Here is a 12,884-nt window from a genome sequence, read left to right on the forward strand (position 1 = left end):
GGGCAAAAAGATGAATACACAAAAGAAACATATACCTAGTATGCTAGTCGCATATTTATTTTTAATCACTTTATGTATTATCTGGGTAATTCCATTGATTTTTAGTTTTGCAACTTCTTTTCGTTCCCAAACTGAAATCGTGTCTACTGGATTTCGACTATTGCCAGTTAACTGGATTTTAGATAATTATGTAGCAATCTTGGCTAATACTTCTACTGCACCAATCATGCAATGGCTGTGGAATTCTCTTTTTATTGCCGTTACTCATACTATCTTAGTGGTAATTGTTGTTTCTGTAACAGCTTATGGCTATGGCAGAATGCGTTTCAAATACCGAGACCGTATCTTTTATATTCTAATGGGGATTTCTATGTTCCCTGGAGTAGTTAATTTGATTCCTTCCTACAAAATTATCGAAACATTTGGTTGGGTCAATTCATCACTTGCTATGATCATTCCGGGATTAGCAGGGATGGGGAATATTTTTCTTGTGCGACAGTTTATGAAAGGCATCCCGCTGGAATTTGACGAGTCGGCAAGAATGGATGGTGCAGATGAATTTACGATTTTTTCTGAGATCATCGTTCCGTTGATCAAACCTGTTCTGATCGTTGCTGGACTCTTTTCTTTCACTGGTTCTTGGAATGATTTCTTATGGCCGGTGATCGTGTATACGGATGTCAGTAAAATGCCGATCACAGCCGGTTTGCTATTACTACAAGACATTTATGGCAATTATCGAATGATTGGACAGTTAATGGGATCAGCATTGATCGCCATTATTCCAACAGTACTGCTGTTTTTATTTGCCCAAAAATATTTCATTGAATCTATGAACTTAAATGCGGGAATAAAGGGATAGTGAAACTTATGAACAGAAAAATAGAAAGAAATTTATTACGGGTCAGTGCTGTCTGGGATGTGTTGATTGGGTTAGTTACGATGTTTGGCTATTATCCTTGGTTTGAAGAACAAGGCATCGCTGCTTTTCAAAATAAAAATCAGTATGAATATTTGCAATCAAGCCTTGTAGGTATGATCTCAAAAGTAGTCATGATCGTTGCTTTAGCGACTATCTTAATGGGTGTGATCAGTTGGATCAACGCTAAAAATATGAGAGATAAACAAATCAATAAAGGAACTATGAGATGGATGATTGCCTGTGTCATCATTCATTTAGTCATCTATGATGTCATCGGTATTGTATTCTATTTACTCGCAACTATTTTGTATATATCAAAAAATAAAGCCTTAAGAACGTTAAAAACTGAAGATGGATATTTTTAAGAAGGTGTAGAATTTATGGCAGAAAATTATTTGGAACCAATTGTATTAGAACGAGCAGATCCATGGATATACAAGCATACCGATGGATATTATTATTTCACTGGATCAAAACCAGGATATCAGGAAATCGAATTAAGACGTGCGAAAACCTTAAAAGGACTGGCTGACGGTGAAGTAAAAGTCATCTGGACGGCTCATGCCGAAGGCCCCATGAGTGAGCTGATTTGGGCGCCAGAGATCCATTTTATTCAGGGAAAATGGTACATCTATTTTGCTGCTGCAGATCATGGAGAAGTCAGAAATGATCAGCATCATCATCGGATGTTTGCGATCGAAAATGCGAATGAAGATCCCTTTGAAGGTGAGTGGGTAGAAAAAGGGCAGATCAAGACGCAATTTGAAAGTTTCAGCTTAGATGCTACGGTATTTGAACACAGGAACCGATTGTATTATGTCTGGGCACAAGCGGATCCAAATATTCCAGGCAATTCTAATCTTTACTTATCAGAGATGGAAAATCCTTGGACTTTGAAAGGAAAGCAGATTCTTCTGAGTATTCCTTATTATGAATGGGAAAAAATCGGCTTCAAAGTAAACGAAGCACCTGCTGCCTTGATTAGGAATGGAAAAGTGATCATTACTTATTCAGCAAGTGCGACGGATGAAAACTATGTGATGGGACTGTTGTGGGCAGATGAGGATAGTGATCTATTGAATGGATATTCTTGGCATAAGTTGAAGGAACCGGTTTTTTCGAGTTCGGAACAAAATTCCCTCTACGGACCAGGACATAACTCCTTTACAGTCGATGAGGAAGGGAAACAAGAGATCTTAGTGTATCATGCAAGACCAGAAATAAATGATTATAGTAATCCTTTAGAAAATCCCAATCGACATGCGTATGTCCAACCGTTTACTTGGGATAAAAGTGGACTACCAGATTTTGGTGAACCCGGTGCAGTCAAAGGATAAAAGAGAGGAAAAAAATGAATACAAAAAGAAAAATGCTCTGTTTAACCATGTCCGTTTTTTTTACTAGTTTTTTTCTTGCTGGCTGTCAAACAGGAGACGCCGCTGAGCAACTTTCACAAAAGGAGTGGGAAACAACGACAAAAAATCGAGTGTCGATTCATGACCCATCGATTACTTCTATTCATGTTGGTGACCAAGAGCTGTTTTACGTATTTGGTTCGCATCTCGCTCAGGCGAAAACCGCAGATTTACAAACTTGGGAAGTACCTTTCACTTACGAATATGAATCAATGGAAGACAATACGATCTATGGTAACACAAAAGAAAATCTAGCTGAAACTTTTGAATGGGCAGGCTACGATGATGCCAATTCACAAGGTGGTTACAGCCTTTGGGCACCAGATGTCATTTGGAATGCTGATTATGAATGGTCAAATGGTGATAAAGGGGCCTATATGTTGTACTATTCCGCAAGTTCTACTTGGCGCCGTTCAGCGATTGGATTAGCTGTAGCTAAAACGATTGAAGGTCCCTATAGTTATGCGGATACTGTAATCTATTCTGGCTTTACAGAAAAAGATTCGACAGATGGTAGTGAGCGCAATACTAACTATCAAAATACCCGTTTGGCGAAATTGATCAAAGAGAGAAAAATCAGCGGTTTCAGCGAAAACTGGGCGATCGAAGATGGTCTGACATATAACACCGATTATGCGCCAAACGCCATTGATCCAGCTTTGTTTTATGATGAAGAGGGAAAACTATGGATGACCTATGGTTCTTGGTCTGGCGGTATCTTCTTATTAGAAGTTGATCCAGCCACTGGAAAACCAATGTATCCTGGGAAAGATAGCACGACGGAAGACGGTCGTATCATTGATCGTTATTTCGGAATCAAGCTTTTTGGCGGCTATCACCAATCAGGAGAAGGTCCTTATATTGTTTATGATGAGAAAACCGATTATTATTACTTATTCGTCACTTACGGTGGTTTAGCAGCAAAAGGTGGTTACAATATGCGACTCTTTCGCGCGGAAAAACCTGAAGGACCTTACCTCGATGCTCAAGGAAATAGTCCAATTTTGGAACAAGGAGAGCAAAATTCAAACTATGGTATCAAATTGATTGGCAACTACCAATTCTCGTTTCAACAAATGGGGTATCGAGCGGCAGGACACAATTCGGCGATCATCGATGAGAATGGTCAGTGGTCCTTGGTGTATCATACGCGCTTTAACAATGGAACCGAAGCCCATGAAGTGCGAGTCAACAGAATGTATATGAATGAGGAGGGCTGGCCAGTTCCAGCACCCTATGAGTATCGAGGCAATGAACAAGTAGCAGATGCTTTGACAGCAGATGAAATTATCGGACGCTATGAAATTATTAACCATGGCACCGATAATGGAACGACCATGCTAAAAACACAAATGATCGAGCTTCAAAAAGATGGAAACATCACTGGAGAGCTGACCGGGACTTGGACATACGATGCCGGACACATCACAATGACCTTCGCAGATACTACCTTCAAAGGGACCTTATTAACTCAGGATATAACAGAATTCGAACAGCAAAAATTAACGTTCTCAACGATTGGCGATAATAATGAGTCCATTTGGGGAATCAAAGAATAGGAGTATAACAATGACAATCAAAATTCTAAATACAAAATCAGGAACAACGATCAGCAAATATATTTACGGACACTTTTCAGAACATCTCGGCCGTTGTATCTATGAAGGATTATACGTAGGAGAAGATTCTCCTATTCCAAACAAGAATGGGATGCGTACGGATGTTGTGGAAGCTTTGAAGAATATCAAGATTCCAGTTTTACGCTGGCCAGGTGGCTGTTTTGCCGATGAATACCATTGGAAAGACGGTATTGGACCAAAAGAAAATCGAAAAACGATCGTCAATACTCACTGGGGGGGTGTGACTGAAAATAATCATTTTGGGACACATGAATTCTTTGAATTGGTCAAACAACTGGAATGTGAAGCATATGTCAATGGAAATGTCGGCAGTGGGACAGTCCAAGAAATGTCTGAATGGGTCGAGTACATTACAATGAACGGAATTTCTCCAATGGCAGATTGGCGTCGAGAAAATGGTCATGAAGAAGCTTGGAGCATGAAATTTTTCGGTGTAGGAAATGAAAATTGGGGCTGCGGTGGAAATATGCGTCCAGAATATTATGCTGATCTTTATCGTCGGTATCAGACTTACGTTCGTCAATACGGTGATCAAAAAATATACAAAGTGGCTGGCGGAGCAAATGTTGATGACTACCACTGGACAGAAACGTTGATGAAGAATGCCCATTGGCTGATGGATGGATTGAGCTTACATTATTATGTCCATCCCCAAGGGTGGGAGAAAAAAGGTAGTGCGTTAGCATTCGATGAAGCAGAATGGATTATTACCTGTCAAAAAGCTGCGCATATGGATGAATTGATTACGCGTCACAGTGCGATCATGGATCAATATGATCCTGAAAAACGGGTGGGCATCATTGTTGATGAGTGGGGAACTTGGTTTTCTGCTGAACCCGGAACGAATCCAGGATTCTTATATCAGCAAAACACGATTCGTGATGCAATGGTAGCTGCTATCACCTTAAACATTTTTCATAAGCATGCAGAACGAGTGCACATGGCAAACATTGCCCAGACAGTGAATGTTTTGCAGGCAATGATTTTGACTGATGGCGAAAAGATGGTCAAAACACCAAGCTATCATGTATTTGATTTGTACAAAGTCCATCAAGATGCCGAACGCATCGAGAGTCATGGAGCAGCAAGTGAAACGATCACCTACACGGTCTCGAAACAAGCAGATACCCTCCACCTGTCGATCTGCAATTTCGCAGTATCTGGCTCGGAAGCAATTAGTTTTGACTTTGAAACTGCCATTCAAGGAATCAAAGAAGCTTGCTATATTGTGGGGGATAAAATGAATGCACACAATGATTTTGATCATCCGGAAGACGTAGTGATCCAATCATTTGAAGACTACACAACAAATAATAGCCAATTAACGATCAATATACCCGCTATGAGTGTATTGACAATATCTTTGGCGGTGTAATTCAATGACGTGTAAAGGTTGCGATGTCAAGGAAACAGCAGCAACGGTAGATGTAGAAGCGTTGATTGAAGAACAGCTAGCCATCGAGAACGACCTTGCTGCACTTGAAGTCGTTCAGTCCCGTATAAAAATTTGTGAAGCCTGCCCATTTCGGTCCAATCACACCTGTACTAAGTGTGGCTGCTTTTATAAATTTCGGGCAAACCTATCAAAAAAATACTGTCCTGCAGGAATGTGGGCACAAACAGGGCAGAGCATTCAATGACTGTCCTGTTTGTTACGCCATAAGCAGTTATAGAAACTCTAGCCTGGGGTAATCTTAGAGGTAGCAAAGATCAAGAGCAGATAGATTGTTTTTAATGAAAGTGGCGTAATAAGTAAGAAAGAACTAAATAAATATAGAAAAGAATCGATTCTGCTTTCGTTCACTGAAGTCAAACTAAAGTGAATCGATTACTGAGAGGAAGAATCTATGAACTGGAAAAATGGTGTTCATGATCCAACGATCATTGAACGAGACAGCGTTTATTACTTATTTTCAACAGATACGCAACAACCTAAAACGGCAGGAATACCGATCCGGACATCATTGGATCTCATACACTGGCAGTTTGAAAAGCAGGCCTTTCCTCAATTGCCACAATCTGCAAGAGAATGGAGTCAAGCAGAAGGGTTGTGGGCACCTGAAGTGATAGAGTACCAAGGGGAATATCGAATGTACTATTCCGCTTCTACATTTGGCAGTACCACTTCATTTATTGGTCTTGGAACAGCACCGCATCCTTTGGGACCTTGGGTAGATCAAGGAGAAGTTGTGAAAACGCATCGAGGCATCGCCGATCATAATGCCATTGACGCAAATCTTGCTCTAGATCGTATGGGACACCATTGGCTGATCTACGGATCATTTTTTGGCGGGATTTATATTGCACCTATAGATCAAAGCACTGGAAAGTTAGCTGAGAAGGGATACGGAAAAAAAATAGCGCAACGACCTGCTTCTGTTGATACTGCGATTGAGGGTCCTTTTGTTTATTATCATCCAGAAACGGATATGTATTACTTATTTGTCTCTTTTGATTCTTTGAATGAAACCTATAATATCCGGGTTGCAAGAGCGAAAGAGATTACCGGTCCCTATACGGATTGGAACGGCCTGTCTCTGTCGGAACAAGAGGCGGTACCGGAGAAAATTGGTGTTAAATTACTAGGGAGTTATCAATTCGAAGAACAGTCTGCAGTCTATGCACCTGGCCACAATTCTATATTCAAACGTTCAGATAATGAATTATTTATTATTCATCATGCACGGAGACAACCTTTTAGTGATGATTTCTTTTTAGATGTCAGAAAAATTTATTGGTTAGATAGTGGTTGGCCGGTCATATCAGCAATTAGTTATGCGAAATCAATTCCTGAAATCCCTATGAAAGAGGACCTCATAGGAACGTGGGAGATTATTCAGTTTACAGCAGAGTCCAGTCTCATTTCTTCAGAATTTGTCATGCTTACAGACATTCAGCAAATGGAGAAGAGCTATTTTTGGCAGGGGCATGAATTTACAGCTTATTATGAGACAGATTCTGAAGAATGTGTCTTGTGTTTATCAGGAATGGACCCGAACGGCATGGGGTTCATCGGAAAAAAAGTCCCAAAAGAAAGTAGGGGGAAGACGAAGCGTACAACTTAAAAGCGACCAAACTTCAGAATGATCTTTGGAGTAGCGATCAGAGCAGTGTTCGAGAAAAAACGACCCCATATCAGTATCAAGTATGGAATGATGGCATACCAGTCGCCCCTCAAGCAAAACGATGGGCGCCAATCCATTTGTATGGATCGAGCCTTGAAACAACCACCTCTAGGATATGATGCGTGATTCCCGATCATCTCAGGGAAAATCGAGAAGCGCATTCACCTGCTTTGAGTGAATTAGTTAATAAATATAGAAAAACAAGCATCCTTCTTGTATGTAAGGATGCTTGTTTTCTATATTTATAAAAGCGCTAAGAAATGGCCTTTATTTCGACGAGCGGCTTGCTGGATCTAACCGACGTTCAATAAAGCCTAAGCCTAAGTCGGTGATGATTGCCATCAATGCAGTGGGTAAAGCTCCGGCAAGAATGATTGAAGCGCCATTGGTTGCATTTGTCCCACGGATGATGATATCACCTAGGCCACCAGCACCTACGAAGGCGCCAATGGCAGTGATTCCAATTGCAACGACTAATGCATTACGAATACCTGCCATGATCACGGAGACGGATAAAGGCAATTCGATCATATACAGTCGTTGCCAACTTGTCATGCCCATTCCTTTACCAACATCTAGTGTATTACGGTCTACCTGGCGCATGCCGGTATAGGTGTTTTTGATGATCGGTAAGAGCGAGTAGAGAAAAATCGTCAGAATAACGACATTGACACCTAATCCCATTCCAATCATCAAAATCGAGATCATTGCTAGCGAAGGGATCGTTTGGATGATATTGGCGATGCGGATCACCCAATCGGCCATACGCATCTTTTTAGAAATCCAGATTCCTAGTGGAATACCAACGATTGCAGCGAATAAAACGCCATAGATAGAGATCAGGAAGTGACGAACAAACTGTGCAAAGACATAACCGCCATTTTCCTGAAAATAGGCAATAAATTGTTGAAATAGATTCATGTCATTCATTTCGTCACTCTCCTTCAAAATAATTATTTTCTTGTAAGAAACGTTCTGCGACCACTGTCGGTTCCAACAGGTCATTATCAACTTGATAATTTAGTTGCTGCATTTTTTCAGTGGAGATTGTATCAGCAAGTTTGTTCAAGGCGTCCGCTACTTCTGGTGTGTCTTTGATTAATTTGTCATCGACTACTGGAGCTGCATCATAAGGTGGAAAGAAATTCAAATCATCTTCCAACATTACGAGGTCATAACTAGCGATCCGTCCATCCGTTGAATACCCGAGTACGATATCCATTTTTCCGTTGTCAACAGCATCGTAAACGAGACCGATCTGCATAGGCAAAATGTTTTTGAAAGAAAAGCCATATGCTTCTTGAAAGCCATCATACCCGTCACCTTCACGGGTGATCCAAGCTGTATCGACACCAGCAACCAACTGATCGGCAACGCCTTTTAAATCACTGACTTTTTTCAGATTATATTTTTCTGCAGTGTCTTTTCTGACTAGAAAAACATATGTGTTATCAAAGCCGTAGGAAGGAAACCAGGTCTGATGGTAACGTTTCTCAAATTCTTTTTTTACGGTATTGAAGGCAGCAGTTGGATCAGATTCTGGCTCTAAGCCAAGTGTTGTTGTCAAATCTGTTCCGGTATAACGAGCGGCAGAGATAGACGCATCGCCATTCATCATTGCTTGATGATTGATTGTCGTTGTTGCTAAGTTATTAATGACAGTGGTATTTTTGTCCGTATAATGTTCTACCATTCCTGCTACAATAGCGCCAAGAATCTGAGCTTCAGAAGTGATTCCTCCTGTGATAGCTACGGTGTCTTCATTAGATGTAGAAGCAAGTCCTGGAAAGGAGCAGCCTGAGAGTAAAATAATGATCATGGATAACAAAAGACCAAATTTCGCTTTGATTTTCATTTAGGCATCCCCCTTTAATGCAGCTGGTGTTAGTTTATTCTCAAGTAATCCGAGTAACCAGTCTGCTAAAAGTGCAAAAATCGTCACTGGGATTGTGCCGGCAAAAATCAATGCCGGTTGATAGTTATTCAATCCACTAAAGATCAAGTCTCCAAGCCCCCCTGCACCAATGTACGAAGCCAAGGTTGCCCAAGCTAAGACATAGACTGCTGACAAGCGGATACCTGCCATGATCGTTGGGATCGCTAACGGCAGTTCCACACTAATGATCGATTGGAAGTTAGTCATTCCCATTCCTTTAGCGACATCTCGATAATTCCAATCGACTTTCTTCATGCCAATATAGGTGTTTCGCAAAATAGGCAGCAAAGAATAGATAAAGAGTGCAACAATAGCTGGGACCTTACCGACCCCTAAAATCGGGATCATCAATGCCAACAGTGCCAATGAGGGAACAGTTTGCAAGGCACTAGTCACACCGATCACGATAGAAGCGGCTTTGGGAAAGCGTGTCAATAGAACGCCCAAAGGGACTGCAACGACAATGCCTAGAAATAGTGCGGCAAAGGAGATGTATAAATGCTCAATGCTTTTCGTGACCAATTGGCCGCCATATTCATTAAAGAAGCTTTGCATGGCTAGACCTCCTCTGGTTTTGCGGATTCGATCGCTTCAAGAAGGGAGGATTCCTCGCCCCAAATAACGTCATAAACAATATCGACTAATGAAGCACGCGTCAAAATTCCTACCAAATGATTCTCAGCATCCACGACTGGCACATATTTCAAACCGCGTTTAAGGATTCGTTGCAACGTATCTCGCAGTAAGGCGGTTTCTTTTACATAGAAAACATCTTTATTAAGAATATCCCCGACACTGGTTACTTTGCCTCGATTGCGGTCGATCGATTCTACATCGATATACCCTTTTAAGACATTGCTATTATCCGTCACTAATAATGTATCTACCCGTTTTTCTCTCATCAGGCGAATCGCTTCTTGTAAAGATTTTTCAGGAGTGATGGCGATTGGTGTTTTGAGCATGACTTCTTTAACTGGTGTGGTGTCTGGTTTTGCTTGCAGAAGGCGGTCTTCACCGATCAATTCTTCAACAAAGGTAGTAGCAGGATTTCGCAGAATATTTTGTGGTGTATCGAATTGGATAACGCGTCCTTCGCTCATGATCACGATGCGGCTAGCTAACTTTAATGCTTCATCCATATCATGGGTAACGAAGACGACGGTTTTACCTAAACGTTCCTGCAAATCTTTGATCAAATCTTGCAGTGAATCGCGAGTGATGGGGTCCAAAGCACCGAAAGGTTCATCCATCAAAATGATATCTTGGTCGGCTGCCAGAGCCCGAACAACACCGATCCGCTGTTGCTGTCCACCAGATAATTCGTGAGGGTAACGATCCAGCATTTCACGAGGAAGTTCCACCAGATCGATCATTTTCTCTGCTGTCTTATTTCGTTCTTCTTGACTGACCTTCAAAAGTTTTTGTACTAATGTAATATTTTCTCGAATCGTCATATGAGGCATCAAGCCGATGCTTTGGATCACGTAACCGATTTGGCGTCGTAATTCTACTGGATTGATATCGGTCACACTTTTGCCATCAATCAGAATTTTTCCTTTGGAGGGGTCTGTCATACGGTTGATCATTCGCATACAAGTAGTTTTACCACTACCACTGGTACCAATGAAACAAATAAATTCTCCCTTTTCAAAGGATAGATTGACATCTTCGACAGCCACTTTGCCGCCTTTATAGATTTTGGATACATGCTGAAATTCAATCATGATTTCACCTCTAGTTTTATTTAGGCGCAGCTTATTTACGCCTAGGGTCTGTAATTAGTATGCCCAAAAGTTTGCTGTTATTCAAATATTCTGCCTTTTTTATTCATATTTGCATATTATAAGCAAAATGTTTGAAACAAATCCAATCGAAATGAAAATCCAATAGGGAATATATGCATTATTCTTCATTTTGATTGTTATTTTTAAATGGGGATGAGTAGACTTTCTTCTTCACTAAAAGTGATATACAACATTTTAATATTAAATTAAAAGCGAACATTGCTGCTACAAGCGAGCATGTATCGAGTCACCAAATACTAAATCGATACATTTCAGATACATTTTTCCTTTAATTTAGCAGCAGGAGGTGTTCCGATGCGGAAAATAATTCTTATTTTGCTTTTTGTTTCAGTAGTCCTTGTTGGTGGTATTACTGGCTGGGCAGTCTATTCTGCAAATAAAATAAATACAAAAGTGTACGAAAAATTGAATCCTTCAGATGAGCAGTATGACTTAGATTACGACCAATTGAAACAAGAACCTTTTAATGTTTTGCTACTTGGCGTTGATACTGGAGAGTTTGGGCGAACGGATTCTGGTCGAAGTGACAGTATGATAGTCGCTCATATCAATTTAAAAAAGAAAGAATACACATTAATGGGAGTTGAACGCGATCTTTTAGTTGATATCGCAGACCAAGGAATGCAGGATAAATTAAATGCGGCGTATGCTTATGGAGGTGCAAGCTGTTCCGTTAAAACAGTAGAAAAAATGTTGGATATTCAAGTTCCTTATTTTGTTTCTATTGATATGGGAGATTTTCAAAAGATTCTCAAAGAAGTAGGAGCTGTTCAAGTAGAAAATGAATTTGAGTTTAGTTCTGATGGATTCGATTTTCCTAAAGGTAAACTAACGTTATCTCCAGAAGAAGCACTTTCTTGGGCGAGAATGAGGTATGAGGATCCACGAGGGGACTATGGCAGACAAATGCGGCAACAGTTGTTACTGAAAGGTGTTTTGGAAAATATGGCGCAATTGAACCAAGTCACAAAATGGAATGCATTTATCGATATCTTGACAGATAACATCAAAACCAATCTACCCATTACCAATCTTGTTCTTCATGCGAAGAAACTGATGAAAGAGCCAACAATTATTCATGACCAAGTGATTGGAGAGGAATTGATTCAGAATGGAATCTCTTATCAAACAGTTTCGACAGAAGAGATAGCAAGAGTTCATGATGTATTGACAACAAATAAGGAGGAAAAGCAATGAAAAAGATCCGTTTACTCATAACTGGCTTTATCTTTTTGTTAGTACTTTGCGGCTGTGCACGAATCAGTGAGGAATTTGCTAGAGGAAAAACAGAGAACAATCTGTCCCAGTCCTCCGAGTTAACAAGCAACAGTAGTTCTTCAAGAACAGTGACAAGTAACAATAAGGCTACTACAGAGACTAGTTTGGAAAATATACTAGAAAGCACTACAGAGACAGAGGAGATTCCTTCAAATAAAAAAAGGTCGCTTTGACATTTGACGATGGGCCAGATCCCAGCAATACACCTAAATTATTGGAACTATTGAAAAAAGAAAAAGTGCCAGCTACTTTCTTTTTAGTAGGACAGAACGTAGAGATGTATCCCGAGGTGGTGAAAGCCATCGCAAAGGATGGCCAAACTATCGGTAGCCATACCTATGATCATCAAGACCTCAGCACATTGGACGAATCTGGAATGACTAATGAGATCACGAAGACCGATCAATCTATCAAGAAACTCACAGGCAAAAAACCAGCCTATTTTCGCCGCCATATGGTTCTGTCAATGCAAAAGCTGCAGAATTGATCAATCGTCCCATCATCCAATGGTCTGTTGATTCAGAAGATTGGAAATCTAAAGATGCCCAAATGATCATTGATAAAGTAACGAGTTCTGTCTATGATGGTTCGATTATTTTGTTGCATGACATTCATCCGGAAACCATTGCTGCAGTCCCTGAGATTATTCGTGATTTAAAAAAAGAAGATTATCAATTTGTGTCTTTAGATACTCTTTTGAATAATCCTTCCAGCAATGAGACTTATTACGGAGAAAATGATCATCGGCCAGCCGGAGGTTAAA

Annotated in this window: 15 protein-coding genes; 11 read left to right on the forward strand and 4 right to left on the reverse strand. The window is 40.5% G+C overall.

Annotated elements, in window-relative coordinates; all coding sequences use genetic code 11:
- Window positions 1-10: 10 nt before the first annotated feature.
- From HED61_RS05215 to HED61_RS05245, 7 genes are all read left to right on the forward strand, one after another.
- The gene (locus HED61_RS05215; protein ID WP_003128230.1) at window positions 11-862 is read left to right on the forward strand and encodes a carbohydrate ABC transporter permease; all 852 of its coding nucleotides are present in this window, start codon (window positions 11-13) and stop codon (window positions 860-862) included.
- A gap of 8 nt (window positions 863-870) precedes the next feature.
- Window positions 871-1,287, forward strand: a complete 417-nt coding sequence (locus HED61_RS05220; protein WP_021150529.1) for a hypothetical protein — start codon at window positions 871-873, stop codon at window positions 1,285-1,287.
- A 15-nt stretch (window positions 1,288-1,302) separates the two neighbouring features.
- Window positions 1,303-2,259: a glycoside hydrolase family 43 protein gene (locus tag HED61_RS05225; RefSeq protein WP_021150528.1), complete on the forward strand. Its 957-nt coding sequence runs from the start codon at window positions 1,303-1,305 to the stop codon at window positions 2,257-2,259.
- A gap of 14 nt (window positions 2,260-2,273) precedes the next feature.
- On the forward strand, window positions 2,274-3,896 hold the full coding sequence (locus HED61_RS05230; protein WP_003128233.1) for a glycoside hydrolase family 43 protein: 1,623 nt from the start codon (window positions 2,274-2,276) through the stop codon (window positions 3,894-3,896).
- A 10-nt stretch (window positions 3,897-3,906) separates the two neighbouring features.
- Complete coding sequence (locus HED61_RS05235; protein ID WP_021150527.1) at window positions 3,907-5,352, forward strand: alpha-N-arabinofuranosidase; 1,446 nt, start codon at window positions 3,907-3,909, stop codon at window positions 5,350-5,352.
- 4 nt (window positions 5,353-5,356) lie between these two features.
- The gene (locus HED61_RS05240; protein ID WP_003128237.1) at window positions 5,357-5,617 is read left to right on the forward strand and encodes a DUF6171 family protein; all 261 of its coding nucleotides are present in this window, start codon (window positions 5,357-5,359) and stop codon (window positions 5,615-5,617) included.
- Window positions 5,618-5,824: 207 nt separating this feature from the next.
- A complete protein-coding gene (locus HED61_RS05245) occupies window positions 5,825-7,042 on the forward strand; it encodes an arabinan endo-1,5-alpha-L-arabinosidase (RefSeq protein ID WP_003128238.1) in 1,218 nt (405 codons plus the stop codon).
- Window positions 7,043-7,369: 327 nt separating this feature from the next.
- Here the strand turns inward: HED61_RS05245 and HED61_RS05250 are convergent, their stop codons facing one another.
- The 4 genes from HED61_RS05250 to HED61_RS05265 are packed head-to-tail and all read right to left on the reverse strand — an operon-like array spanning window position 7,370 to window position 10,762.
- Window positions 7,370-8,032, reverse strand: a complete 663-nt coding sequence (locus HED61_RS05250; protein WP_003128239.1) for an ABC transporter permease — start codon at window positions 8,030-8,032, stop codon at window positions 7,370-7,372.
- Between the two features lie 4 nt (window positions 8,033-8,036).
- Window positions 8,037-8,957: an osmoprotectant ABC transporter substrate-binding protein gene (locus HED61_RS05255; protein WP_003128240.1), complete on the reverse strand. Its 921-nt coding sequence runs from the start codon at window positions 8,955-8,957 to the stop codon at window positions 8,037-8,039.
- Window positions 8,958-9,593: an ABC transporter permease gene (locus HED61_RS05260; protein WP_003128241.1), complete on the reverse strand. Its 636-nt coding sequence runs from the start codon at window positions 9,591-9,593 to the stop codon at window positions 8,958-8,960.
- 2 nt (window positions 9,594-9,595) lie between these two features.
- Window positions 9,596-10,762, reverse strand: coding sequence for a betaine/proline/choline family ABC transporter ATP-binding protein (locus HED61_RS05265; protein WP_005470181.1), 1,167 nt, complete (start codon window positions 10,760-10,762; stop codon window positions 9,596-9,598).
- Window positions 10,763-11,137: 375 nt separating this feature from the next.
- On the opposite strand from HED61_RS05265, the gene HED61_RS05270 reads away from it, so the two are divergent.
- Genes HED61_RS05270 through HED61_RS05285 form a run of 4 tightly spaced genes read left to right on the forward strand, consistent with a single transcriptional unit; the run spans window position 11,138 to window position 12,883 of the window.
- Window positions 11,138-12,040, forward strand: coding sequence for an LCP family protein (locus tag HED61_RS05270; protein ID WP_219645196.1), 903 nt, complete (start codon window positions 11,138-11,140; stop codon window positions 12,038-12,040).
- Window positions 12,037-12,294: a hypothetical protein gene (locus HED61_RS05275; protein WP_225585882.1), complete on the forward strand. Its 258-nt coding sequence runs from the start codon at window positions 12,037-12,039 to the stop codon at window positions 12,292-12,294. The genes HED61_RS05270 and HED61_RS05275 overlap by 4 nt, the downstream gene beginning before the upstream one ends.
- Complete coding sequence (locus tag HED61_RS05280) at window positions 12,291-12,608, forward strand: polysaccharide deacetylase family protein (protein ID WP_021150522.1); 318 nt, start codon at window positions 12,291-12,293, stop codon at window positions 12,606-12,608. The genes HED61_RS05275 and HED61_RS05280 overlap by 4 nt, the downstream gene beginning before the upstream one ends.
- A complete protein-coding gene (locus tag HED61_RS05285) occupies window positions 12,605-12,883 on the forward strand; it encodes a polysaccharide deacetylase family protein (RefSeq protein WP_103301070.1) in 279 nt (92 codons plus the stop codon). Before HED61_RS05280 ends, HED61_RS05285 begins: the two co-directional genes overlap by 4 nt.
- Window position 12,884: the final 1 nt, after the last annotated feature.

The sequence above is a fragment of the Enterococcus gallinarum genome, assembly GCF_021496385.1.
Lineage (GTDB): Bacteria > Bacillota > Bacilli > Lactobacillales > Enterococcaceae > Enterococcus_D > Enterococcus_D gallinarum.

Excerpts from the sequence above, each read along its gene's own strand:
- HED61_RS05215 (WP_003128230.1), top strand. The coding sequence starts at position 11 with ATGAATACACAAAAGAAACATATACCTAGTATGCTAGTCGCATATTTA.
- HED61_RS05220 (WP_021150529.1), top strand. The coding sequence starts at position 871 with ATGAACAGAAAAATAGAAAGAAATTTATTACGGGTCAGTGCTGTCTGG.
- HED61_RS05225 (WP_021150528.1), top strand. The coding sequence starts at position 1,303 with ATGGCAGAAAATTATTTGGAACCAATTGTATTAGAACGAGCAGATCCA.
- HED61_RS05230 (WP_003128233.1), top strand. The coding sequence starts at position 2,274 with ATGAATACAAAAAGAAAAATGCTCTGTTTAACCATGTCCGTTTTTTTT.
- HED61_RS05235 (WP_021150527.1), top strand. The coding sequence starts at position 3,907 with ATGACAATCAAAATTCTAAATACAAAATCAGGAACAACGATCAGCAAA.
- HED61_RS05240 (WP_003128237.1), top strand. The coding sequence starts at position 5,357 with ATGACGTGTAAAGGTTGCGATGTCAAGGAAACAGCAGCAACGGTAGAT.
- HED61_RS05245 (WP_003128238.1), top strand. The coding sequence starts at position 5,825 with ATGAACTGGAAAAATGGTGTTCATGATCCAACGATCATTGAACGAGAC.
- HED61_RS05250 (WP_003128239.1), bottom strand. The coding sequence starts at position 8,032 with ATGAATGACATGAATCTATTTCAACAATTTATTGCCTATTTTCAGGAA.
- HED61_RS05255 (WP_003128240.1), bottom strand. The coding sequence starts at position 8,957 with ATGAAAATCAAAGCGAAATTTGGTCTTTTGTTATCCATGATCATTATT.
- HED61_RS05260 (WP_003128241.1), bottom strand. The coding sequence starts at position 9,593 with ATGCAAAGCTTCTTTAATGAATATGGCGGCCAATTGGTCACGAAAAGC.
- HED61_RS05265 (WP_005470181.1), bottom strand. The coding sequence starts at position 10,762 with ATGATTGAATTTCAGCATGTATCCAAAATCTATAAAGGCGGCAAAGTG.
- HED61_RS05270 (WP_219645196.1), top strand. The coding sequence starts at position 11,138 with ATGCGGAAAATAATTCTTATTTTGCTTTTTGTTTCAGTAGTCCTTGTT.
- HED61_RS05275 (WP_225585882.1), top strand. The coding sequence starts at position 12,037 with ATGAAAAAGATCCGTTTACTCATAACTGGCTTTATCTTTTTGTTAGTA.